Origin of the sequence: Legionella steelei, from assembly GCF_001468005.1 — a bacterium.
In the GTDB taxonomy this organism is placed as follows: Bacteria; Pseudomonadota; Gammaproteobacteria; order Legionellales; family Legionellaceae; genus Legionella; species Legionella steelei.
This window is the reverse complement of sequence record NZ_LNYY01000019.1, coordinates 94,027-118,951: the sequence shown is the minus strand read 5'-3', so window position 1 is coordinate 118,951 and position 24,925 is coordinate 94,027. Positions and strand designations below refer to the sequence as shown.

The window sequence follows — 24,925 nt, the reverse complement described above, 5'->3', positions numbered from 1 at the left end:
TTATTGTGGTATCACTTTATCTTCATTCTCCGCAGGCGGATCAGGAGGAAGTAACGCGTTCGATGAATAATTTGGAGCCAGCAGAGGCTGCAATTGAATAGGTGGTGCTATACCACTCGTTGCATAAAAATCCCGCTCAGGCTCAGTTAAATAAATATAAGCGATTAAAACGCCAAAAATACAATTCAACAGCAGGGATATAATCAACGTCGTCAACCCGCGTCTATATGAGTTAACGTAAAAATTCTTACTACCCTTGATCAATCCCCATGTTTCACGACTCATTATGTCCCCTACGCCACAGCTCGCCTGAAAGTAATTTCTACCCTAGCATTTACTGAATTATCACCGCCTCGCATGAATGAAATAATAGGTTTATCACTACCTAATCCTTGTGTAAAGATAAAACGGCTATCCACTCCTTGAGACCAAAGATAATCACTAACCACCCTAGATCGCGCTAAAGTTAATGCATGCTCTCTTTGTGGTGATACGTATTTGTTGCTGTAACTGGCTATATTAATTGCAATCTTGCGAAATTGTTTCAGAAACACAGCGATTTCATTTAATAAAGGATACGACTTCCATTTTAGACGTGGTGTTTCTGGTTCAAATAAGTAGCTGGCAGGAATACTAATCATATAATCCTGACCGATAGTAATTACTTTTACCCCTTGTTTATTTAGTTTTTTAGTGAGCTTCATGATGGTGGCATCACAGGCACCGAGAACCTTACAGGGATATTTAGGCTCTACTTTTTCTAGCGCCCACTGGTCACCTTTACAGGCAGTTAACATAATTAAGGCAATCACCCCAACAGCCCGGATTAGATTAATACGTACCGATCTCACTCACTATCCTCAAAGTTCAATAAAATGATTCTGACTGTAGTTCTGTTGTGTGTGTTCCATCTTTAAGAAAAACATACAAATCATTACGTTACAATGAATTCGATAAAATAGCTATTTTTTTAAAAATTTATTTTTTTTTTTACATTTCATTGAATAAAAACGTGGCGGTCAGGATTATTTTTTCGCAAAATTAAAAAATGTGAATAAGCTTCTTTAGGCATATGCTGTCGAGAAATAAAATACGATGCAAGTAGTACAAGAAAGGAGCGTTTATATGATGACTCACGCATTACCAAAAAATTAATTCCATACTTCAAACTCAAAAAAAATGAGCCATGAATAGACACAGCTCAATTTTTTCGGTATTGATAAATAATTGTTTAACTACTCTTCAGAGCTTTTATTTGCATTTTCGCGTTCTGTAGCAATTTTTGCGGATAAGGATCTTACCAGATCAGTTAATTCATCTGGCGCAATAAAGTCTCTTTCTTCTGGAGGATAACTCGTTGCCAATTGGAAATCTTTAACCAGTTCATTCGCAACCGTGCCCGCATATTTATCCTTAGCACCTGCCAAGCGTTCGATATTCATCATCTGATTACGTGTTTCATTAATAGGTAGTAATGCCTCTGCGAATGTCACTTTATCGCTCACTAAAATTGGCGGAGCACCTACATTTTCTCGTAAACCACTAAATATTGTTAATGCACCTTCGACTTCTTCCTCAATCAAATCTTCAACTGGTTCTGGCTCATTATGACCATGAAACGCAATTAAAGCAGATACACCTCGCTCTATGGGCTCGTCTATTGGTGATTCACGTAACAACTTGGAAATAAGGGTAATTTCTTCATTTTCCACCGTCTTGTTAATTGACAAATCACCACTTTCCAAAATGGATTGGAATGAGACTAATTGTCTTTGCAATCTCATTAAGTAATCGTCTGGAGGGGCTTCCACTTTTAAAAATTGATTTAGTTTCAGCTGCTTCACTGGCTTAGGATTCGCATAAAACATTCGTGCACGAACAATTTTTGACTTGAAGAATATATGCGCCTCACCTTCTGTTTGTTCTTTTAAATCCAGTAGGTCAACACGAGCTCTTTTTTCAAATGAAGAGCTTTTACTGTCCATGTAGGTATTTGCCATGCTGGTATCTTTGGCTTGGAATGAATCAACTTTGGTTACATAAGCCTCACCTGCCGTTTTGGTAAAGAAATCCCAGGTTTCAGTTGGATCTTCCAGTTTCATACATATTTTAATGTTTGTGTTTGCACCGATAGACGCAGCTTCTTCTTTTGAAGCTTTTTGGAAAGCGGGTAAATCTTGTCCTGCAAAAATAGCAGAGAACCCTAGAGAACGCGCTTGCGCAGGAACCACTGCAAAACCTTGTACAGCATAATATCCATACTCATCAAGGATACACATATAAGGAGTAGGTGCATTGGTTGGTTTTCTCAAGATTACATCTCGATAGTCCCCTTCAACGTCCTCTCCTAAACCTGCTGCCATCATCGCTTTTAAGGAAGAAACAATAATCTTACCTAAGTTAGATAACTCATCAGGAGATTTTTCTAATGCGGGTAAGAGTACAACGAGAATTCGGCGATTCAAGACCACGTCTTTAAAATCTACCTCAGCTAGATTGGTACGCACTATATGTCCATAAGTATCCGCCAAGGATGAAAACGCCCTGACCAGCTGCATGGTGATAAAACCGTGTTGTTCCAAAACCTGTGATACTTGCTTACCTTTTTTCTCTTTATTATACCCTGGCAAAGTACCTAAGTAGTTACGTAAAGGGTCTGTAACTAATTTTGGAATCTGTTCGATGTTCACACTTTCCTGATTATCGCGTGGGAAGATTTTATCAACGACTATGGTTTCTAATCGGGTTAAATCAAAGTAGTTACGGATGGTATCAGCATCCAAAAGTATCGCGCCCTCATCACGCATATACACCAGAAGACGCATCAAGGCTTCAACGAAGGCAATAGCACGACCTTTCCACATATCACCGTCGCCGCCTCCTTTTGAATCCCCCATCAGGCTGACTACAAGCTGGGTTAACATACTGGAGGAGCCTTGTGAAAACGGATTAAACGTATTCGACAGCCTTCTTTCTTGTGGGCCAATAATATCTCGCGCACCAGTCATGAAGTTAATCAGAAGTAAATCATCTTCACGCCCCATACTGCGAACCATGGAGAACACTTTAGCATAGAGGGAGTTATCCCCTTTACCATCGACATAAATAAAACCACTTCCTTGTACTAAAGCATTAAAAGCAAGCGAGACCAAACATTCTGTTTTACCACTACCAGTGGAGCCGAAAATTAGTGCGTGCGTACGCATGTCATCATTAGCAAACCATAATTCATGGCCTGTTTTGCGATCGTTACCAAAAAACGCAATCCCTCGAGCCATATTCGGTTTGTTAACACCTGGCTTCATATCATTGTAGTCTTTGACACGAGAAATGAGTGGAAGACGGAAAGGCAATTTTTGTTTCCGTGTGTAACTATAAAGAAAACATCCGCCCCCCACTAGCATCAATAAGGTTGCTGCTTCTGAGAAATAATACGACATCGCTGACAAGGTAAACAACACAATCGCAATATTCGTGGGATCTGCAAAAAAATCCGCCAGCCGTTGGGTAAGCGTCCGTGTGTCCCTAAGTAGGAGGGTGGGATCTAACTCATGACGTGATTCAATACCGCGCATCATGGCTCTAACTCCTGCATTTGTCGGGGTGTTAATTTAACTTCTTTTATGGCGATTTCCAAAGCTTTAATCGCTTCATCAACCATAGGCACTAAAGAACGACGCCCCATTTCTTTCTCAGCTTTCCAGTGAGCGAACGCACCTGCGACCTCAGAAAAGGGAGTTTGTCTACCAACACAATTAAGCATATACCATAAACGCCTATCAACGGGCCTTAACCATAAAAACTCAGAGCTCGGAACAACCCCGTCCATCCGAGCTTTCTCGAGTAATGATGCCATTATACATAGAGTATAGGCGTGTTTTGTAACAACTTCCTGGATAAGTTCTGTATTTTTATATTTTTCTATCGTAGGTCTGGCAACAGAATAATCCAGTTTTCCTGTAACATAAGTTCTATCTAGTGTAGATAAAATATTGTTTGCCGCATCTCTATCCCGATTAATACGTGCCATAAAAACAGCAGCTAAGGCATAAGCTTGGGGCGAACAATGCTCGAAACCATCCCAATAAGGGCCTAATTGCAAAGTAAAAACTCGTTTTGCATCACCTCTGCGTATCCCCGCCGTCATTTCTTGACCAGGTACAGGATTGTCTAATAAAACATCTTCTTTTTTTAATAAATTGTATTTACGTGCAAATTCCATTGGCGTCAAAGCCATAGCCCAAGTACCTTTATTGATATCCTGAGCGACCAAATCTTCTTTAACTATAGGCATAATTGCAGGCCAATTAAACTGCTCTTGCTCCCGCAATTTTTTCATATCATAAATTTTACGGAATTTTAAAGTGATATTTGATTGATACAAAAGCACTGCTAAAGCAAGTAGGACAATCACTACTGGATAACGCATGAAGTCGCCAACTGCACGTGTTGTATCTAACAGTTGATTCCAATCTACTGCATTGGGATCTATTGTTTGCATGATTTGAATCAAGCCTGCGAGCTGATCATTATGGACAAAAAGGTTAACAAGTTTTGCTTGCCAAATATTAATTTGAAAAACAACCATCACAATATACTGATGTCCTGTTTTCCAAATTAGATACACCGTAATAAACAATAGTACCATGACCCATATTGGACCCATGCCACTATCTTGACCTTGTTGTTGCGGTTGTTGTGCCATTAGTGATTACTTCAAAATAGTTTGTCTTTATAAGTATATACTGCTCTAGGATAATTTTGCGAGCGATTCGCAAGCATAGCAACAAAGAGAGATATTAAAACTCACGATTCTTTGATTAAACGGCCACGTGAATATTTATAAACACCGCTGATATGGACAAACCGGGTAATATTCTCTAAGTCTAAAGATCTGTCTTTTAACGTTAATAAAGGACTTCCTAACCTATCATGTAAGATTTTATCTGGGGCAAGGTGAATCATATCGGTATTATTGATATAGATACCTACATAAGCTTCATTCTGCTTGTTTTCTTTTGATTTGATTAATTCCTGCACCTGCTCTTCACTTCCATAAATCGGACGAGAAATCATTTGGCGCGGCAAATTAATAATTATCCTTTCCCAAGATTGAATATTAGAACCGTCTGAAGTATATAAAGAAATGAAAACTTCTTGCTGATTGCCTCGCAAAGCAAGGCGATTTGCCAGATTAGTATCCGATTGAATTTGTGATTGACTGCGCATATTAATTTTTTTGGAAAAATTATCGCGAATTCCGATTAAACGATTACCGATTGACCGTAGAAAATTCGATTTATCCCAGGGGCCATTTTGAATTGCATAATCCAGCGCTTTAAGAATCGCATCATTATGCTCTTTAGTGAAATTTTCGTTTGCCATAAAACCAGGTTTATTTTTAAAAGAGAAATCAATGCAGTATTATGGAGTATAACAGTAATTTCGATTATATAAAAAATATAAAATCCACAAAGAGAAAAGACTCTCTTTGTGGGCATAACAAAAATTATTATTTTTTACCTAGATACTGAACTCAATTCCTTTACATACCATAGCTAGTCGTCTCTTCAGCACCTTTCTCTTCTTGAGCGTTCTCACGAGATTGTTTAAGTGCTTGAAGTTGTTCCTTGGCTCCAGGAGTAGGGGTTTGTGGCGTCGCTTCTTGATTGTTCATGGCCTCTTTCGGCAATGTATTTGGGTTAGCTATTACCTGAGTTACGACATCCAACATCTGAGCTCCCTCTAGAAGATCACTGGTATTGCGACCGCTTGCATCCATCACTGATTTCATTCTTTCAATAGGTGTTTTGCATTCAGTTTCAATCTGGGTCTTCAGGTCACCACTTTCTTGTTTAAAAAATCCCATAGCATTACCCCTAAACATAAAATCTTTAATTAACATAGTCTATCAAAATTAACTATAAATGCATCTATAATCATCAAAGCTTACGATTTATTTACAATATATTTTAATAAAATACACCTAGTCGTACATTAACTCGTCCAAAGGGGTATAGTCACGACTTGGTCCACCTTGTATCAACTCATTTAACACATCAGTCATACATAATAACCGCAAAACATTAGGTGTTACCTCATCAAAAATAACTCTTAGTCCTAACAAAGCACCTTCAGCCTCATCAAACGTAGCCCCTAATCCATACCCAAGACATAGGGAGCACAATTGATCCGCTCGTTTTGCAATCGCAGGCAACAAACCTGTATCGGCAAAAACCTCCTCATAACTTACAAATCTATCATTAAGATAAAATTTTGCATTTAAACTTGCCGCAATAACTGACAGACTTTTACTAATATCTCTTTCCATGTTATCGCCACCATGGTTTTGCAGACTTCAGTGATCCAGCTAAGGTACTTCTTATCCACCTTAAAAAAACTGGCACCGTAAAACCATAATGTTCAATAATCCCAAAAAACACTGCAGAGATTAAAACAAGAACTCCAGTCCATATTCTAATATGCATTAGAAATAAGAATATAGGGAATGCGGCTCGAGCATCTACTATAAAAAAGCGAGCGCTACGAGCAGAATCTCTCCAATGTGCTGTTTCAGCAAACCCTGCCATGCCTTTATACCTCAAATAAAAAATAACTCTTTATAAAAAAAGTATATACCTAAATACAGGCTTTGGCACCCTTGTCCGGAGAATATTAATAGTATTTTTACAACAATTCGTACTTTTAATGAATATTATTATGATCTTAACAAGTGAAATAAACCCTCTCTGACTAGGAGAGGGTTTTATAGTTTACGGATGATTGCTTTTTTTATACGGATAACGATTACTAAATAAATTATTTTTTATCCATCGGAGAATATCCTTTTGAAAATTGTGGTGCTAGGCTCGCGCCGAGAACATTTTTCATATCTAATTCCGCAGATGGTTTTGCAGAGGGCGTTAATTGATGTTTCGGCGCAGCAATTTCTTCTCCAACTTCCTCTATTTTCTGCGAAGAAACGCTTGCAAACTGAGGTTTGCCTTGTCCCGCAGCTAGTTTCCCTAACATTTTAGAAGTGCTGAATTGACTCATCTGAACTCCTCCTGTTACACCTATACTTATAACTTAGCATAAACAACTTAAGGAATTATTAACAATAATTATTTTTTTTATAAAAAATACTATTGAGTAGTGAGTCTGTTTTACGTTATGTTAAAACTACCTATTAGAAAAATAGGTTCAATTGTCATTTATGGATGAATGCAATTGCTCAATTGACAGAAAAGTCAGGGCAATTGAGAAACAGTAGAGTCTACAAATAAGGCTCTGGAAAAGGAGGAAACATGGCTAAAGGTGAAGTTAAATGGTTTAATAATGCCAAAGGTTGGGGTTTTATTATTCCAGAAAATGGTGGCGATGATATTTTTGTTCATTTCTCGTCGATTCATGGCACAGGCTACAAAACATTAGTACCAGGACAAGCAGTTAATTACGATGTAGAAACTGGTGATAAAGGTCTACACGCAGCTAATGTAATAGTGCTCAATGAGAATGCTGATGCTGAAATGGCTTGATTAAGTTAACGCAGTATCATGGTGGTGCTGCGTCCACAAGCCCCAAGAAGATCAAATTTCAAACAAGTACTGAATTACAAACCGTCTTCATGTATGATGGCCCTATTCTATTTGTGGTCAGTGAATTACTGATGAAGCGTGGCTTGTTACTTATAAATCTTGGTACCCCTAACAGTGCAGAAATTTCATCTGTCAGGAGTTATTTACGCGAATTTCTTACCGACAAACGGGTTGTCGATCTCCCCGCAGTGCTCCGTTATATATTGGTTTATGCATTCATTTTACCGTTTCGTACAAAACGTTCTGCGCGTGCGTATCAATCCATATGGACTGAACAAGGTTCGCCATTATTAGTTCATAGTAAGAGTCTAGTAAACCAAATACAAAAAGAAGTGGGGTCAGAATCAATAATTGCTCTTGGTATGCGCTATGGAAACCCTTCGATCGAAACAGCCTTAAATCAGTTACGCGATTGCGAATCCATTACTATTTTACCTTTATATCCACAATACTCATCAGCAGCTAATGGCTCATCTATTGCAGAAGCCATGCGCATCATTAGCTCCTGGGATTTGATTCCATCAATTCGTATTATTAGTGATTTTTTTCAACATCCAGCGTACCTGAAAGCACAAGCCCAAATCATTAAATCCTATCTTCATGAACAAGCCCATGTCCTTTTTAGCTATCATGGGATTCCTGAACGCCAAATCACCAAAGTGAGTTGTAAATCAATATGCACTGAATCTTGTCCTACTTTAACAGACAGCATTCATTGGTGTTACAGAGCCCAATGCCATGAGACGAGCCGTTTATTGGCAAATGAACTGGGTTTAGCGACCAACAGTTACAGTACCGCTTTTCAATCAAGGCTAGGTAAAACACCTTGGGTAAAACCTTATACAGATCAAATTCTTGCTGAATTGATTGCGAAAGGAATTAAAAAATTAGTTATTATTTGTCCCTCATTTGTTGCCGACTGTTTAGAAACACTTGAAGAAATAGGAATTCGTCTCCAACAACAATGGACCACCTTAGGAGGGAACGAATTAATTACCGTTCCGAGCCTGAATAATGATCCCTCCTGGATTCAAGCCATAATCACCATGACAGATAGTCAATCTGATTCCCAATTGAGGTGCATCTCGTGAGTCTGCGATTAATCATCCGAAGAGTAAGGAACACCCTGTGTTCCCGGTATAAGACTATTGGATTGTCAAGCACCATACTCACTGCCCTGAGCGTTTACTATATATTCTATTATCATGCGAGTATTTCTCCTCCACCTCCTATTAAAATAGTTGAAGTAGTTACTGTAACTCCATCGACTATTGAAAAAACGATAAAACTTATCGGTACCATACGCCCTAAACATGCAACCATACTTGTTGCCAAAGGTTCTGGGATGCTTGATACCCTTATGAGCTCAGGACAAACAGTCAAAAAAGGTGACTTAATTGCTAAAATAACTAATCCGGATATTGAGCGAAGCTATCAACTTTCAAAAGAAACAGAACAACTAGAAAACACTCAATACCAACGCCTAAAAAGCTTGCAAAAAACAGGCTTTGTCAGTGCTCGAGAAGTCGAAGAGAAAAAAAGAATCTGGATAGATTCACAAAAGGAAAGGGCTAGAACTAAAATAGAGCTCAAAAACATGCGTTTTTATGCTCCATTTGATGGCGTGATTGGTGCATTTAAAATTAAAGAAGGAGCACAAGTAACAGAAGGTGTGCCTATTGTTACCATTTACGATCCTAATTCATTAAGCGTAGAAATTGATATTCCTTGCACCAATAATCACGCTATTGCAGAAAACCAACCTATTTATATATTTAATCAGCGCTATCATTTGAACCACGTACAAAAAATGATAGATGATGAAACACATATGTGTCCTGCTGATGTGGATATACAATGCACTCGTTGCTTAATCGGCGCAAGCGTATCCAGCCAGCTTGTCGTGAATAAAAAAACAGAGACTCTGATCATTCCCACACAAGCTTTATTTCTCAAACAAGGTAAAACACACGTTTATAAGGTAGTTGATAAAAAAATAGAGCTTATTGCCGTAAAAACAGGAATACAAGAAAAAGATAAGGTAGAAATTATTTCAGGATTAAAATCTGGGGATCAAATAGTGAGTAAAAACCCCGAACGATTATATCCAGGACTGGACGTCTCAATTTATAAAGGTTAGCCAGCCGGTTATGAAGTTTACGAGCTATTTTTTAAAACATCCAGTTATTTCAATTATTCTTAATTGCATGATTCTGCTTTTGGGAATGTTGTGTTTCCATTCATTATCCTTAAGAGAATATCCCAACATCAGTTTTCCAATCATTACAGTAAACACCAACTACCCCAATGCCAGCCCTGAATTAGTCGAATCTGTAGTCACTAATGTGTTAGAAGATCAGCTTGCTGGCGTAGAAGGAGTGGAGATGATGACATCGCGTTCTAATGCGGGAAGCTCTCGCATTACCTTGCGATTTCGCCCCGGAACCCCTATGGAGAAAGCTCTGAATGCCACGCATGAAGCAGCACGATTAGCCCAGCTTCCATCAGCAGTAAAAACACCCATAATTGAACGCCAAAGACAAGCAGATGGCTTACCGTTTATAGGCATCGCGCTGGAATCTTCTTCGTTAAATTTCGGCGAACTCACACACTATGCTAATTTGAATCTGAAAAATGTGTTTCGAAGCCTAAAAGGAGTTGCCTCAGTCGAAGTATGGGGACAACCGTTCACGTATGCAGTTCGCTTAGATCAAAAAAAATTATATACATTTGGCATCAATGTCGATGAGATTGCTAATGCAATTGACAACAACCACTTATCTCTGCCAGCAGGTAATTATCAGAATAAGATCCCAACGACACTTGATTTCGAATTAAAAACTCCAGAAGATTATGAAAACTTGGTGATTAAAACGCAAAACCACCATCCTGTTTTTCTTAAGTCATTAGCCCAAATTCAATTAACTACGGATAACAACCAATTTCGTGTCAAAGTCAATGGGCATCCAGGTTTAGTACTTGCTATTAATCGTGCTAATGATGCAAATCCAATTGAAGTATCACAAAGTGTACGCAAAGAACTGAGGGCCTTGAAGAAAGGTTTGCCTGATGACATCAAAACTCGAATTATTATTGATCAATCCGAATTCATTAAAGCATCTCTTAAAAACATCCAATCGTCCATTCTTGAGTCCATTTTCTTAGTCTTAGCCATCATTTTTATCTTTTTACGCAATGTTCGCGCTACAATAATTCCCTTAATTGCAATCCCAATTTCACTTTTTGGCTCTTTATTATTTTTGAAGGTTGCCGGCTTTACGATAAACCAAATGACCCTTCTGGCAATGGTATTGGCCGTTGGTTTGGTTGTAGATGATGCGATTATTGTTCTTGAGAATATCTGGCGTCATATCGAAGATGATTTATCACCTATGGAGGCAGCCCTTAAAGGCTCCAAACAAATAGGGTTTGCTATTATTGCGATGACACTCACCTTAACCAGTGTTTATGCACCTATTGCTTTGATTGATGGCATGATTGGTCAGCTATTTATCGAATTTGCTGTGGCTTTGGCCGGGAGTGTATTCATCTCAGGAGTAGTTGCTCTAACCCTATCCCCTTTAATGTGTGCCACTTTCCTACATAAAAATACCAAACATTTATGGCCTGCTATCGATAATTTCCTGAATGCACTGGCCCAATACTATTATAAATTACTGAGCGTAATAATTTATCGAAAAAAAACCACACTCTTCCTACTCTTCTTGTCATTAAGTCTAAGCGTACTCTTTTATAAAATAATGCCCGGTGAAACAGCACCCAAGGAAGATCGCAGCTTAATAGGAATCTATACCCCTCCTCTATCTGGGGATAACTTAGATACGTTGGAGGCCAATACGAAACGCATCCAGCAGTCTATAGGTAAAATCCCTGAGGCGAACAATACATTAACTTTTCTTGGAAATTGGGGTAGCAGCATTGTCATGCCTTTAAAACCCCATAAGCAAAGAAATCGTTCTGCAGAGCAAATTGTTACTTCATTAAAACCGAAAACAGAGCAATTACCCTCAGTAGATGCTTCTGTCTGGAGCTGGGATTCCGGCTTACCTGGAGTAGATGATGCGCGCAACAATTCAGAATTGGAACTCGTTATTTCCACTACTGAAAATTTCCGACAGTTATTTGAAGCAACAGAGCATTTAAAAAAATTGTTAGATCAAAGTAAAGAATTTGCCTCTACTCGCTATGATTTACGTCTTGATTCCATGGGATACTCTATCAATATAGATAAAAATACTTTAGCTCAATTGGACTTGACGCCAGCACAATTGGCGAAAACCATAGAGGTGTTTTTCAGTGGCGATAAGTCCATGTCTTTTCAAAAAGATGGTGTGTCCTATAACCTAACATTGGAAGGTTCATCTAAACCTTGGACTTTAGATGAACTGTATCTTACGACTCCCACTGGAAAACGCGTTTCGTTAGGTTCCGTAGCACAAATGAAGCGACACGCACAACCCACAGCACTGGAACACGTCAATCAAATGCGTTCGACCACTTTATATGCCCAATTACCCAAACAACTATCCTTTAAAAATGGAATGAATAAACTCATGAAATTGGCGAAAGACAATCTCCCCCACCAGTATAAATTAAGTTGGACAGGTGCTGCTAAAGCCTATAATGAGTCATCACATACCATGGTTTTGTTATTCGCATTAGCAATTCTCTTTATTTATGCCATTCTTGCAGCACAATTCGAAAACTTTGTTTATCCGTTTATTATTCTGTTCACCGTACCTTTAGCGTGTTTTGGGGCATTACTGTTCGCGTACTTATTTGGCCAATCTCTAAATATCTTTACTCAAGTTGGACTGGTCACTTTAGTCGGACTGATCAGTAAGCATGGGATTTTGATTGTAGAATTTGCCAACCAGTTGCAGAAAGAAGGGTTCACTTTAGCAGACGCAATAAAAAAATCGTGCTCATTAAGGCTACGCCCTATCCTTATGACTACAGGCGCTATGGTTTTTGGCGCTATCCCCTTAGTCCTCTCACATGATGCGGGAGCCGAAGCCAGACAGGCGATAGGCACAGTGCTTATTGGCGGCTTGTGCATCGGTACATTATTTACTTCATTTGTGCTCCCTGCCGTTTATTTTATGATCTCGAACATAATAAAAAAAACTAACACGTAGTAATTTCCTAGAAAAAAAACTCATCTATCTCAAGTCCTAACATTGACAAGAGCATAGTTCACTACGTAAAGTCTAAGAAAAAAGCAATGGAATAACATGAGCTTAACCAAAATCCAAAAGCGAAGCATAGTGGTCTTTATCTTGGTACTGTGCATCTGCGCGCGCGCTTTTAGCAGCCCATTAAAAGTGGGTATCACGCTCTCAGGACTTCCTATTGTCGAACGCGTTAATACGGCTAAGGGTCCGTATTACTTTGGTTTTTGCATTGATATCATGAATGATATATGCAAACGCATTGGAGAAAAATGCGTCTACGAAGATATAACCTTAAATAATCAATTAAAGTTATTGGACAATGGCGACATTGATTTACTCGTTCAAGCCAAACCCTATACATCGGCTAATTTGCAACACTATGCCATTAGTCTTCCTTATGCCGTCAGTAAGATTCAGTTTGTTACTTTAAAAAGCGGCTCTATCAATAAGATTGCTGACATAAAAAACAAAAAAATTGGTGTCATTAAAAGTACTTTTTATAACTTGCTGCTGCAATCACCTTACAGTACTCATAATCAAATTATTGCTTATCAGGCTACGGCCGATCTCTTATCTGCTTTGGCACAAAATAAAATTGATGTGATTGTGCTTAATAATGCCATTGCACATGAGTTATCCAATAATAATTTTTATAATATTAAACTGGTAGGCCCTGACCAAGCATTAGGGGAAGGTTATGGTATCGTCGCTCTCGCAGATAAAGCAAAATTAATTGAGGCAATAAATAAAGCCATTCTCAACATTCAAAAAGATGGAACTTATGCCTCGATTTATCAAAAATATTACAAGCCTTAAGCACTTTGTTAGTATTTTAGAAGTAACAAAATTTTTAGTTTTATAATTTAACGCTCAGGATAAAACATCTGCGCCATACGTTCACAATAGCTAAAAAAATGGGGCTGTGATTTCGCATAATCTTGTAATGGAGAATGGATAGGCGGCTGGATAATACCCATGAGAAATGCATAAACACTGGCATCGATGCTGGCAGGCTGATCACCCATACAAAAATCATTTTGTTCCAATAGAGTACTCAGAGCATGCAAATCATCGATACCTAATTGATACACCTCTACAGTACTATGTCGACCTATTCCCTGTCGATAAAGATCCTGCCTTGTTTTTCTTTGAATTAATTGAGGAATAAAGTAATAAAGAGGCTTTTTAAGCTGACCAAAAAAAGCCTCTTTAGTAATTGGCCAATATCGATTATCAATCCAGCGTGAATAAACAATGATCCAATACAGGTGCTCTTCGAGCATACGCCTTATTGCCAGCGCTTCTGCTTTTTGCATCGCAGTTAAATGCCCATCCAAAGGCACACCATATTTTTTTTGTAAATAATCGATAATAAAGCCACTGTCTGCTATTTTTTTTCCATCATCACTAATGATGGGTAGTTTTCCTTTTAACGCTTTTCGCGGATCAACAACGGTTACAATTTCAAAAGGAAGTTTCGCCATTCGCAAATAGGTTTCCAGCTTCATACAAAATGGACTGGGATTAGGTAGTGACCACGCAGTGGGAAATTGATAAAGCTTTATCATGTGTTATTCCTATCGTCGATTATGATACTCATTCGAGAAGCAAGCAAAATGCAGCATCCCAGCATTTAAGTCCCATCACAACTAATAACAAAAAGAGTACAGGCCGTTGCATGCGTGTAGCTATCTTTTAATACCTCATAAGGGATGAGTACTTCCTGAACTCCATTATAACGCGGGGCCACCTGCCCCTCATCAAAGGTAATTAATAAACCGCTTAACGTTAGATTCCAATTTTTATAATTTCCCATGCTAGGTCCAGCTCCGGTTTTAATCATTTCTGGAGGAAGTTTTTTAGTACTTAATTCTTTAGAGCAATAAGAAGAAATCTTATCTAAATAACCACTATTTGGCTCAAACAAATCGCTTAACGACAGTAACTTATTATGCCCTAAGTCATAGTTAAACACTTGCGTTTGATGACGAGGATGAGCCATGCCATGCACAAAAGAATCAATCTCTAGGCGGGTACTGATGTATTCAGTATGTTGTGATTGAGATACGAAACCTGCTAAAACGTAATTTATTTTTAGGTTATTTTGCATCACATCGGTCGATTTACTTGGTGTTGTGTGCATGATTTCATTTCTAAATTGATTTGTTTCTTTATCGACAAAGGATTGTAACAAGTGATTAAAATCATGAGCGGCCGGAGGTAAGGGGCTCCCGACAATTTGCGGATAACGTAGTTGCAAAATATAGTTCTCTTTTTCAGTTTGAATCGTTTTAGGAACTAATTGGTTTTTTTGATTCAATACCAATAATGGTCGTGAATCGTCTTGCGTATTTATCCAAAGCGATGAGGGTGGGAGTGGGTCAGCATAGACAATAGAAATAAAAAAACAACTGAAGACAATCAAGCCAACTCTATTTTTGCGTAAGCGAAGCATGGAAGGATCCCTTTCTTAAGAATACTAGATAGTTATATAGCTCAAAAAATGGAAAAAAAGTAGGGTTTGGAGGCTCTGCTCTCCGTGCGCTTGTAACGTCGCAGATCCAGAACTTTAGAGCACATCATGAATAACCCTATACTCTGTGCATTTAATTTAATGTACTATGAAACCGTGCAACTTTTATAGGAGATTATGTTGAAAAGGATCTGTTTTTTAATGATATTTTTTGTTTCTCAAGCAATAGGTTCTGTATTTAGTACAGAAGACATTCAAAAGCTGAAGCAACATTTTTTTGCCAATATTCATTCTCATGGAGCTATAGTCGCAGCCCCCTCAAAACAAAATCCAGATTACTATTATGATTGGATTCGTGATTCTGCGATTGCCATGAGCTTGATTGAAACATGGTATGAGTCCTCACATGCATTTGGCTATAAAAAGCACTTATTTAATTATGTTTCCTGGACTCAAAAACTTCAGCATCAAGATGATCCATTACCTGGGCAAGATATATTGGGTGAGCCTAAATTTTATGTTGATGGTTACCCTTTTGATGGGTCCTGGGGAAGACCACAAAATGATGGTCCTGCCTTAAGAGCATCTGTTTTAATCCGTTTTGCCCAACAGCTCTTAGATGATAATGAAACAGAATATGTAAAAACCAATCTGTATAATAATAATTTGGATCCCTATGCAATGGGCGTAATTAAAATGGATTTGGAATACACTGCTCATCACTGGTCTGAGAAAAACTTTGACCTTTGGGAAGAAGTACTAGGACATCATTTTTTTACAGCTATGGTACAGCAAAAAGCGCTCTATGATGGTGCGATGCTTGCTCGCCGCCTCAATGATAATAAAGCTGCAGTTTACTATGAACAGCAAGCGGAAATGATAAATGATCGCCTAAAGCAACATTTAGATCTGACTCATAAAACAATCCAAGCAACGCTTTTACCACATCCAGGACCTCAAAAAACTTTAGAACTTGATTCAGCAGTGATTTTGGGTATTTTATTGAACCCACAAGAGAATAGCGTTTTATCGCCCAATAGCTCTTATACTCAAAATACGGTTCGGGCTTTATATGAACAGTTTAACTCCATGTTTCCAATTAATAAGAATCATGCGGGAGAAATTTTATTTGGACGTTATCCTGGTGACACCTACGATGGATATCAAACCAATAGTATAGGAAATCCATGGTTTATTTTAACCGCGACTATGGCTGAATATTATTATACGCTTGCCGATAGTTTGCCCTTAGATAAAATTCATCAATCAGAGATAACAAAACACATCCAAGTTGGTGATAATTATCTGAAACTTATAAAAAAATATGCTCCCAGCATGAAATTAAGTGAGCAAATTAACTTAAATACGGGGATCCAACAAGGAGCTCCATCGCTGACCTGGAGCTATGTGGCTGTTTTACGTGCTATTGAGTTAAGAGAGAAACTAACAAACAAGTTGAAATAACTTCTCAACAACCAACTTCGCTAGACAGTACAAACGCTGGGCGTGAAAGCCCAGCCTAACATGCTCTTGTCTAAACAATTACCGTCATCCTGAGTAGTTTACGACGAAGGATCACCTGATTGACACACCTTAGCATTTTGGAAATCCTTCACTGCATTCGGGATGACGTATCCCCGATAATGCATGCAATCCCCCCTTAGGCAGACGTCAAATAAGATGGTTCTTTTTTACCGACATCTTCGGTAGTGGGTATCTCTTTACGCCCCAACAGACGTAATGGCTTACCTGCCACGATATAATTTTCAATTTGCTCTAAACTAAGGTTCTTTGTTTCAGGCATATAAAAATAGGTATAGATTAGGCCAAAAAGACAAATCACTCCATACAAAGCAAAGGTATACTCAATCCCCATCATATTTTCCAAAATAGGGAAACTAAAAATGACGACTGTATTAAACGTCCAGTTGCTCATAGCAGAAAACCCCATACCGGCACCACGTACGTGCAAGGGAAAGATTTCAGCCATTGCAATATGCGGTATTGGTCCCAAACTCACTGCAAAAGAAAAAATATAAAAAATAAGGCATGCAACAGACAAATATGGAAGCCAAACGGCTTGATTTAGAGAAAATATGCATAAAGCCAACAGGCTGACGAACATACCAGAAAAACCAAACAGCAGCAGTTTACGACGCCCTACTTTATCCACACTGAGCATCGCAATAATAGTCACCAATAAATTAACCAAACCAATGCCAATGGTTGCTAATATTTGCCCCGCAGTACTATTCATACCTAAATTTTTAAAAATTTCGGGTGCAAAATAGATAACTACGTTGATCCCACTCAATTGCTGCAGACAAAACAACATAGTCCCTAACATCAAAACAGGCAATAAAGGGCTCTTAAATAACAACAACCAACTGCCTTTTTTCGGTTCATTAGCTAATGTCATTTCAATGTCATGCAACTCATGCTCGATGGAATGGCCGTTCCGTAATTTTTTTAAAGCCTTAGATGCTGCATCACGACGTCCTACACTGCACAACCATCTTGGAGACTCTGGCATGAGTAAAATTCCGATGCTTAAAACCAAGGCTGGGAAAGCACTTGAAGCAAACATGGCGCGCCAATCATGATTTTCAAGCAGCAAGTAATTTACTGAATAGGAGCAAACAATCCCTAAAGTCATCGCTAATTGATAAATAGCAACTACCGCGCCTCTTGTCTCATATGTCGCCGTTTCAGCCAGGTACAAAGGTGTCATTACAGAGGCCACTCCGATTGCTATGCCAAGTACCAGTCGAGAGATAATGAGTACTGTAATAGAATCAGCGAATCCAGCACCTAATGCGCCTAAAAAAAACATCGTCCCCGAAAAAGACAGTAATGTTCGACGACCAAAACGTTTTGCACCTTTTGATGCAGTAATCGCACCAATCAGCATAGAACCAAATAGAGCACCAAAGGGTAAGGCCGAGGCCATGATACCAATATGCATTGCATTCAATTCAAAATGATTTTTGACTAACTCTAAAGAACCAGCAATGATTCCTTCATCGTAACCAAACAAAAAACCGGCAACCGAACCAATAATTGCAACAACCCATGTCATATTAACTCCTTGAATTGTAAACAGACTCTAAAACAAAACGTTTTTCGTCAAAATGGCTAGTCCCATCCTCTAACGCTTTGGCGTGCAGCAAAAGCTAACTCGGTAATTAATGACCACTTGCCCTTTTTAATAGCTTCTTCAGGCACTATCCAAGACCCACCAACACAAGACACATTGGGTAAAGCCAGGTAGTCAACAAAATTTACTTCATTAATACCACCAGTTGGACAAAACTTTACTTGTGGAAACGGACCTTGAATCGCACGCAGCATATTGACTCCACCAGCAGCTACTGCGGGGAAAAATTTAAAATGGGTATATCCCAAAATTAATCCTTCCATCACTTCAGAAACACTGGATACACCAGGAATCAAAGGAATAGTGGAATGACATCCAGCAGTTAATAATGCTTGTGTTTTCCCGGGGCTTAGTGCAAATTTTGCACCTAAATCAGTGACTTGTTTTAATTGTTCCGGTGTGGTTACAGTACCTGCACCAATTAAGGCCTCGGGGAAGGTTTCTGAGAGTACTTTAATCGCATCTAAAGCAATTGGAGTTCTCAGGGTAATCTCAAGTACATTAATACCCCCAGCAAATAACGCAGTGGCTAAAGGTACTGCAAGTTCTATTTCTTTAATTACAACAACCGGGATTACAGGTGATGTACAAAATACAATTTCCGGTTGCACCATCCAATTTGGAAATGACATGAAAACCTCTCCTTGTGGTCGGCTAAAGCTAAGATGAGGAAACAGTGTAACTCAGGATTAAAACAAATGTCATTCTGGTTACACTCATTCTCATCTACTTAAAATAAAAAAAGCACCTAGCCCCACTTGTGGTGATGGGCTAAGGGTTTCATCAATACCCCCATTTCATCCTGAAGAGCATCTTTCTATAATAGAAGAAGGGATATCCTTAATTTATGACAATCTCACTTTATCGATTGTTTTAAATAAACTGCAGCGCCTAAAATTCCTGGTTGTTCGGCAGTAATCACATAAGTCGGAATTTTTGCATTAAAATCACTAAAACGGCCTTTTTCTTCAAAACGTGCTCTAAAATCACTGCTCGGGAGCAACGAAATTAATCGTGGTACAATACCGCCAGCAATATAAATACCCCCAAAAGCAGCAATAATTAATGCTAAGTCGCCAGCATAAGAGCCAAGAACAGCAAAAAACTGTGCTACGGCTGCTTCCGCAATACTACATTGTTGTGCTAAAGCCAAAGTAATAATCTGTGATGCCGGAATAGAAGGTTTGTCTTTTTGATACATCACTGCCAATGCTTGATATAAATTTTCCAAACCATGGCCTGACAATAAGCGCTCATAAGATACATGTTCATATTTCTTTTTGAGGTGGCAATAAATAAACCATTCCTGCTCAGTTTTTGCTCCCCAGCTGATGTGCCCCCCTTCTCCGGCATGGGCTGTGTATCCTCCTCGATCTGCCAGGAGAAAAGCAACGCCTAATCCTGTTCCCGCACCTAATACAGCTCTTGTTCCATGCGGATTGACATGACCACTTCCTATTTGCAGTATTTGCTGGTTCGATAAAACTGGTAAACTCATTGCAATCGCATTAAAATCATTCAAAACATACAGTTCTGTTAGTTCCAACTGATGCTTTAATTCACTGATCGAAAAACGCCAATGTGCATTGGTCATACAGATCACATCATCAAGTACCGGACAAGCGATAGCAAGAGCAACTTGCTTAATTTCTTCCAATTTATGTTGTTCTTTATAAGCCAGTAAAACTGATCCAAGGCTGTTGTATGATGCACATGAATAAATTTCAATTTTATCCATGGCTAAATTTTCTAAATTGACGCGGCTAAAGCGTGCAAAAGTTCCGCCAATGTCAGCAACAATTGCATAAGACTTTAAATCATCAATACTCATAACAAGACTCTTTTCCCTGAAACAAACTGCAAGCTCCCTGCTCAGCCCCTGTAAATTGTGTCCTTAAACTGCTGAATAATTCTCGTCCCATACCCAGATGAAATACTGCTTCATGTAAAACAGCTTTCGTTCTTCGCTTCAATTCCTGCTCAGAAACTAATAATTGTAATGCCCCTTGTTCTGCATCAATTAAAATCATATCTCCAGTTTCGACCCGAGAGAGCACCTCATTATCTATTGCTTCTGGGGTCACATGAATTGCAGCGGGAACTTTACCTGAAGCACCAGACATGCGTCCATCGGTGACCAAAGCAACCTGATATCCTTTATCCATGAGCACCCCAAGCTTCGGTGTTAATTGATGTAACTCGGGCATCCCACACGCTTTAGGTCCTTGAAAACGAAGTACGACGACGCAATCTCGATTCAAAACCCCTTTTTGAAACAGCTCCGCAAACTCTTCCTGGCTAGAACAAACTATTGCAGGAGCTTCAATCTTACTTTTTCCAGCAGCAAGCCCAGAAGTTTTAATTACCGCTCTTCCTAGGTTTCCACTAAGTACTTGCAAGCCACCTTGGGGTTTAAAAGGAGTTTTAGTTGAGGTTAATACACGTTCGTCACTTGAATCAGAAGGTCCAGAAACCCATAGAAGCTGTTCATTGTCCAATACGGGGTATTGCGTATATCGTTGCAAACCATGTCCCATCACCGTATCGACATCTTCATGTAATAACTGAGCCTCCAACAAAGTATGAATAAAATACGCCATGCCACCAGCTCGTTGGAAATGATTAATATCCGCATATCCATTAGGGTAAATTTTAGCAATTAAGGGAGTCACTGCCGATAATTGAGCAAAATCATCCCAATTAATCGCATAACCTGCCATGCTCGCTATGGCAATCAGATGCATCGTATGATTGGTTGAACCACCAGATGCCAACAAAGCCACAATACCATTAACAAGGTTTTTTGCATCAAGCATCTGACCTATGGGCACATAGCCTTCACCCAAATCGGTTAAAGAAAGAATCTGTTGCGCCGCATTCCAAGTTAACGCATCGCGTAATGGTGTATTCGGGTTAATAAATGAGGAACCAGGAAGTTGTAGCCCCATCGTTTCAATAAGTAATTGATTGGAATTTGCAGTACCATAAAAAGTGCATGTACCTGCAGAATGATAAGAGGCAGCTTCTGCTTCAAGTAATGCATTTTTATCTACCTTTCCCTCAGCATACAATTGGCGAATACGTGCTTTTTCCTCATTTGATATTCCCGAAGGCATGGGGCCTGCTGGAATAAAAATAAACGGTAAATGGCCGAAGCTCAATGCCGCCATCAATAAACCAGGAACAATTTTATCACAAATACCCAACATGAGGCCGCCATCAAACATATTATGCGACAAGCCTACAGCCGCCGACATGGCAATCACATCTCGGCTTAATAAACTCAACTCCATTCCTGCTTGGCCTTGGGTTATCCCGTCACACATTGCCGGCACACCTGCTGCATATTGTGCAACACCTCCTGCCGCAGAAATAGCCTCTTTAATTAAAGATGGATAATTCAGATACGGTTGATGCGCGGAAAGCATATCATTATAAGCAGAAACAATTGCTATATTGGCCTTGCTCATACCACTTAGATTGGCTTTATCTTGCTGCGCACAGGCAGCAAAGCCATGTGCTAAATTACCGCAATGGAGTGCACCACGCTGAGGACCTTTAATACGTGATTTTTCTATATGTCTCAGATAAACATCTCGACTATGCTCGCTGCGTTTACGTATACGATCAGTAACTTGGGCTACAACCGGGTGCATTTTTTTTCCTTAAGGTGCATACAACACCTGAACATTAGCATCTGCATTATTAAAAAAAGCACTAACCGGCATCACCATGGGATCATGCTCCGCCATGGCTTGATGCAATACAGCCAGTTTTTTTTGGCCTATTAAATGGAAAAAAATCACGCGACTGTTTAATAATCTTTTTTTAGATAAGCTGATTCGTTGATGAGACGCTGTTTTTGGGCTAACACAAAGTATTGCAGCGGCATTATCATCTAACCCGTTAACAAGCTCATCAGCGCAAGGAAATAAAGATGCAGTATGTCCATCTTCACCCATACCTAAAACCACTGCGTCAAAAGTGGGTAAAGAAGCGATGATGCGTTCTGTTTGCTCTATAGAATGATTTTCACTATATAAACTTAGAAAATGAGCTTTAGATGCGTGATTTTGGAGTAAAAATTGGCGAACCAAATGTTCATTGCGAGCAGCATCATGAGCAGGAACACAACGTTCATCTGCCAGAGTGACCGTAACTTTACTCCAGGGAAGCTCTGTTCCCGCCAGTGCCTTAAATAAATCGATGGGAGTTTTTCCGCCTGAAACCACTAAATAAGCATGGCCACGTTGTTTTACTGCATCACCAAGAACCTTCTTTAACTGGCCAACTAGATCTTCAGTTAATAAAGACGCGTCACTAAAACTATGTAACTGCATTTTGTTCACCCCATACATGTGCTTTGCCATTGTACAAACGAATGACCTCCAAAGGCCCCCAAGTTCCGGATGGATAAGTATAGAGTGGGCTATCTTGTCTTTCCCATGCGTGCTTGATTTCATCTATCCAATGCCAGGCTTGCTCTACTTCTTCACGGCTAACAAACAGATATTGATTGCCTAACATGACTTCCAACAACAAACGTTCATAAGCATCTGCAATTCTTTGTGAATTAAAAAGGTGGTTGAAATTTAAATTCAACTTACTGTCCCTTAATTGCATGCTTTCACTCAGACCAGGAACTTTATTCATCATTCGAAACTCCACTCCCTCATCGGGTTGCAGGCGAATAATGAGCTGATTTGCAGACAATTCCTGTTTTAACTGTTTGAAAATGTTATAAGGTTGTGGTTTAAAGTAAATCACCACTTCACTTTGTTTTTTCGATAACCTTTTACCAGTCAATAAATAAAAAGGAACTCCTGACCAGCGCCAATTATCAATATAGGCTTTAATTGCAACAAAAGTCTCCGTGGTTGACTCTTTATGCGCCCCATCTTCATCGAGATATCCTGGAAGCTGTTGGCCTTTACTTGCGTTTCTCACATATTGAGCACGTACTGTATTAGCATGTACATGCGCATCTGAAATAGGCCTTAATGACTTTAATACTTTTAATTTTTCACTTCGAATACATGCGGCATCGAGACTCATCGGTGGTTCCATTGCCAAAAGCGATAAAATTTGTAATAAGTGATTTTGTAGCATGTCCCTTACTTGACCTGATTTATCATAGTAAGCCCATCGTCCTTCAACCCCAACTTCTTCAGCCACGGTAATTTCAACTTTATCAATAGCGTTGTGATCCCAATTTGAGGAAAAAATCGCATTAGCAAAGCGAAGCACTAATAAGTTCAATACTGTTTCTTTACCCAAATAATGATCAATTCGATAAATCTGATTTTCAGCAAAAAAATGAGCCACTTCATTATTAATTGCAATCGATGAAGACAAATCATGGCCAATTGGCTTTTCTAAAACCACGCGCGATGGCTGCGTCGTTAAGCCAATACTCGAAAGACCTTGGCATGTTTGTGCATAGAGTGAGGGTGGAATTGCAAAATAGGAAATGGGAATCCGTTCTTGAGGATTCACATAATCGATTATTTTTGTAAAATCTGCAGATTGAGTTAAATCAATCTGACAATAAGTCATTCTGTCAACAAGACGAGACCAAACAAGCTCCTCAAGCGCCTCACCGATAAAAGTTTGCATTTTAGATTTCATTAACCCAGTGAAGTCAGTTAATGTTAATGCGTCACGTGCACAACTAATGATACGTGTATTGGCGTGAAGCAAGTGCGCACGTTCCAGCTGATACAACGCTGGGAATAATTTACGGCAAGACAGATCCCCCAATGCACCGAATAGAATTAAATCACAAGGATATTTTACAGCGACTTCTTCGATCATGCTTATCCCAAACAGTCATCTTTTTTAGAGGTTCAATACTAAATTGAAAGATAGTCCAGATCAACCCAAATCAATATTATCTTCAAGGCCTACACATGAAAAAATCTTGTCATTTATGCTCAGCAGTTTATTCACGAAAATCCAGTGTATTTGGCTTGATTCTGGGTCCCCAAAACAAGCTGTGAGATATAGAAATAGAAATCGGATTAAATCGATTAAAATCAATTTAAATGCTCCTATTATTGCAAAACCTCAGTTTTATGCTATATGAAATAAATAAGGTAGCTGTTCGCTTCTGCCGGACATCCTATGGCTTAGCTTTGGAGCGATGACTTAGATGAACCGTTGTTGCAGTACTTATCTTGACCTAAATCATTGTTAGGAGAAGCAGATGCTTAATAAGAGATTTTCAGAAAGACTAAATAAAGAACTTGATAATATTGGTGCTCCAGAATCAAGTGCGGAACGCATTGAAGTATTATCAAAGCTCGTGAAGATTCCAAAGTTTAAAGCAGAAGCATTGCTTAATGGCGCGACAAACCCAGATGAAAAACTACTCAACGCCCTCGCACAAGAATTTGAAGTAAGTGCAGATTGGCTAGTCGGTAAAAGTGACTCATCCCATTAATATTATTTTCCTCTTTGTACTCGCATAATACATATATTGGCTATAATTAAAACAAAACCG

24 protein-coding genes are annotated in these 24,925 nt (G+C 39.0%); 7 read left to right on the top strand and 17 right to left on the bottom strand.

Annotated elements, in window-relative coordinates:
* From icmM to Lste_RS04730, 9 genes are all read right to left on the bottom strand, one after another.
* On the bottom strand, nt 1-285 hold the full coding sequence (gene icmM / locus Lste_RS04775; protein ID WP_058509935.1) for a type IVB secretion system protein IcmM/DotJ: 285 nt from the start codon (nt 283-285) through the stop codon (nt 1-3).
* 8 nt (nt 286-293) lie between these two features.
* Entirely contained in the window at nt 294-851 is a 558-nt protein-coding gene (gene icmN / locus Lste_RS04770; protein ID WP_058509934.1) for a type IVB secretion system protein IcmN/DotK, read from the bottom strand.
* Nucleotides 852-1,235: 384 nt separating this feature from the next.
* The gene (locus Lste_RS04760; RefSeq protein ID WP_058509932.1) at nt 1,236-3,578 is read right to left on the bottom strand and encodes a TraM recognition domain-containing protein; all 2,343 of its coding nucleotides are present in this window, start codon (nt 3,576-3,578) and stop codon (nt 1,236-1,238) included.
* Nucleotides 3,575-4,705, bottom strand: coding sequence for a type IVB secretion system coupling complex protein DotM/IcmP (gene icmP / locus Lste_RS04755; RefSeq protein ID WP_058509931.1), 1,131 nt, complete (start codon nt 4,703-4,705; stop codon nt 3,575-3,577). Before icmP ends, Lste_RS04760 begins: the two co-directional genes overlap by 4 nt.
* Nucleotides 4,706-4,806: 101 nt before the next feature.
* Nucleotides 4,807-5,385 (bottom strand): Dot/Icm secretion system protein IcmQ, encoded by a 579-nt coding sequence (gene icmQ, locus Lste_RS04750; protein WP_058509930.1) that lies wholly within the window; start codon nt 5,383-5,385, stop codon nt 4,807-4,809.
* 160 nt (nt 5,386-5,545) lie between these two features.
* Entirely contained in the window at nt 5,546-5,905 is a 360-nt protein-coding gene (locus Lste_RS04745; RefSeq protein WP_058509929.1) for a hypothetical protein, read from the bottom strand.
* A gap of 81 nt (nt 5,906-5,986) precedes the next feature.
* Nucleotides 5,987-6,331, bottom strand: a complete 345-nt coding sequence (locus Lste_RS04740; protein ID WP_058509928.1) for a type IV secretion IcmS family protein — start codon at nt 6,329-6,331, stop codon at nt 5,987-5,989.
* 1 nt (nt 6,332) lies between these two features.
* Nucleotides 6,333-6,590, bottom strand: coding sequence for an IcmT/TraK family protein (gene icmT, locus Lste_RS04735; protein ID WP_058509927.1), 258 nt, complete (start codon nt 6,588-6,590; stop codon nt 6,333-6,335).
* Nucleotides 6,591-6,819: 229 nt separating this feature from the next.
* Entirely contained in the window at nt 6,820-7,056 is a 237-nt protein-coding gene (locus tag Lste_RS04730; protein ID WP_058509926.1) for a hypothetical protein, read from the bottom strand.
* Between the two features lie 251 nt (nt 7,057-7,307).
* On the opposite strand from Lste_RS04730, the gene Lste_RS04725 reads away from it, so the two are divergent.
* From Lste_RS04725 to Lste_RS04705, 5 genes are all read left to right on the top strand, one after another.
* On the top strand, nt 7,308-7,538 hold the full coding sequence (locus Lste_RS04725; RefSeq protein WP_058509925.1) for a cold-shock protein: 231 nt from the start codon (nt 7,308-7,310) through the stop codon (nt 7,536-7,538).
* Nucleotides 7,539-7,669: 131 nt separating this feature from the next.
* Nucleotides 7,670-8,689: a ferrochelatase gene (gene hemH / locus Lste_RS04720; protein ID WP_058511649.1), complete on the top strand. Its 1,020-nt coding sequence runs from the start codon at nt 7,670-7,672 to the stop codon at nt 8,687-8,689.
* A 62-nt stretch (nt 8,690-8,751) separates the two neighbouring features.
* Nucleotides 8,752-9,738, top strand: a complete 987-nt coding sequence (locus Lste_RS04715) for an efflux RND transporter periplasmic adaptor subunit (protein WP_237760427.1) — start codon at nt 8,752-8,754, stop codon at nt 9,736-9,738.
* A 10-nt stretch (nt 9,739-9,748) separates the two neighbouring features.
* Nucleotides 9,749-12,757 carry an efflux RND transporter permease subunit gene (locus Lste_RS04710; RefSeq protein ID WP_058509923.1) on the top strand — a complete coding sequence of 1,003 codons (3,009 nt, stop codon included), beginning with the start codon at nt 9,749-9,751 and terminating at the stop codon, nt 12,755-12,757.
* A gap of 96 nt (nt 12,758-12,853) precedes the next feature.
* Nucleotides 12,854-13,609, top strand: coding sequence for a transporter substrate-binding domain-containing protein (locus tag Lste_RS04705; RefSeq protein WP_058509922.1), 756 nt, complete (start codon nt 12,854-12,856; stop codon nt 13,607-13,609).
* A gap of 47 nt (nt 13,610-13,656) precedes the next feature.
* On the opposite strand, the gene Lste_RS04700 is transcribed toward Lste_RS04705, so the two are convergent.
* The gene (locus Lste_RS04700) at nt 13,657-14,361 is read right to left on the bottom strand and encodes a glutathione S-transferase family protein (RefSeq protein WP_058509921.1); all 705 of its coding nucleotides are present in this window, start codon (nt 14,359-14,361) and stop codon (nt 13,657-13,659) included.
* Nucleotides 14,362-14,426: 65 nt separating this feature from the next.
* Entirely contained in the window at nt 14,427-15,248 is an 822-nt protein-coding gene (locus tag Lste_RS04695; RefSeq protein WP_058509920.1) for an RsiV family protein, read from the bottom strand.
* 219 nt (nt 15,249-15,467) lie between these two features.
* Between Lste_RS04695 and Lste_RS04690 the strand changes: the two genes are divergently transcribed.
* Nucleotides 15,468-16,730, top strand: coding sequence for a glycoside hydrolase family 15 protein (locus tag Lste_RS04690; protein WP_058509919.1), 1,263 nt, complete (start codon nt 15,468-15,470; stop codon nt 16,728-16,730).
* Nucleotides 16,731-16,926: 196 nt separating this feature from the next.
* On the opposite strand, the gene Lste_RS04685 is transcribed toward Lste_RS04690, so the two are convergent.
* The 6 genes from Lste_RS04685 to zwf form a co-directional block, all read right to left on the bottom strand.
* Nucleotides 16,927-18,345, bottom strand: a complete 1,419-nt coding sequence (locus tag Lste_RS04685; protein ID WP_058509918.1) for a sugar porter family MFS transporter — start codon at nt 18,343-18,345, stop codon at nt 16,927-16,929.
* Between the two features lie 56 nt (nt 18,346-18,401).
* Nucleotides 18,402-19,055: a bifunctional 4-hydroxy-2-oxoglutarate aldolase/2-dehydro-3-deoxy-phosphogluconate aldolase gene (locus Lste_RS04680; RefSeq protein ID WP_058509917.1), complete on the bottom strand. Its 654-nt coding sequence runs from the start codon at nt 19,053-19,055 to the stop codon at nt 18,402-18,404.
* A 224-nt stretch (nt 19,056-19,279) separates the two neighbouring features.
* Nucleotides 19,280-20,254 (bottom strand): glucokinase, encoded by a 975-nt coding sequence (gene glk / locus Lste_RS04675; protein ID WP_058509916.1) that lies wholly within the window; start codon nt 20,252-20,254, stop codon nt 19,280-19,282.
* Nucleotides 20,244-22,079 carry a phosphogluconate dehydratase gene (gene edd, locus Lste_RS04670; RefSeq protein WP_058509915.1) on the bottom strand — a complete coding sequence of 612 codons (1,836 nt, stop codon included), beginning with the start codon at nt 22,077-22,079 and terminating at the stop codon, nt 20,244-20,246. The genes glk and edd overlap by 11 nt, the downstream gene beginning before the upstream one ends.
* A gap of 9 nt (nt 22,080-22,088) precedes the next feature.
* Nucleotides 22,089-22,763: a 6-phosphogluconolactonase gene (gene pgl / locus Lste_RS04665; RefSeq protein WP_058509914.1), complete on the bottom strand. Its 675-nt coding sequence runs from the start codon at nt 22,761-22,763 to the stop codon at nt 22,089-22,091.
* On the bottom strand, nt 22,750-24,237 hold the full coding sequence (zwf, locus tag Lste_RS04660; RefSeq protein WP_058509913.1) for a glucose-6-phosphate dehydrogenase: 1,488 nt from the start codon (nt 24,235-24,237) through the stop codon (nt 22,750-22,752). Before zwf ends, pgl begins: the two co-directional genes overlap by 14 nt.
* 391 nt (nt 24,238-24,628) lie before the next feature.
* Between zwf and Lste_RS04655 the strand changes: the two genes are divergently transcribed.
* A complete protein-coding gene (locus tag Lste_RS04655) occupies nt 24,629-24,865 on the top strand; it encodes a hypothetical protein (protein ID WP_028380906.1) in 237 nt (78 codons plus the stop codon).
* The last annotated feature ends 60 nt before the right edge of the window (nt 24,866-24,925 follow it).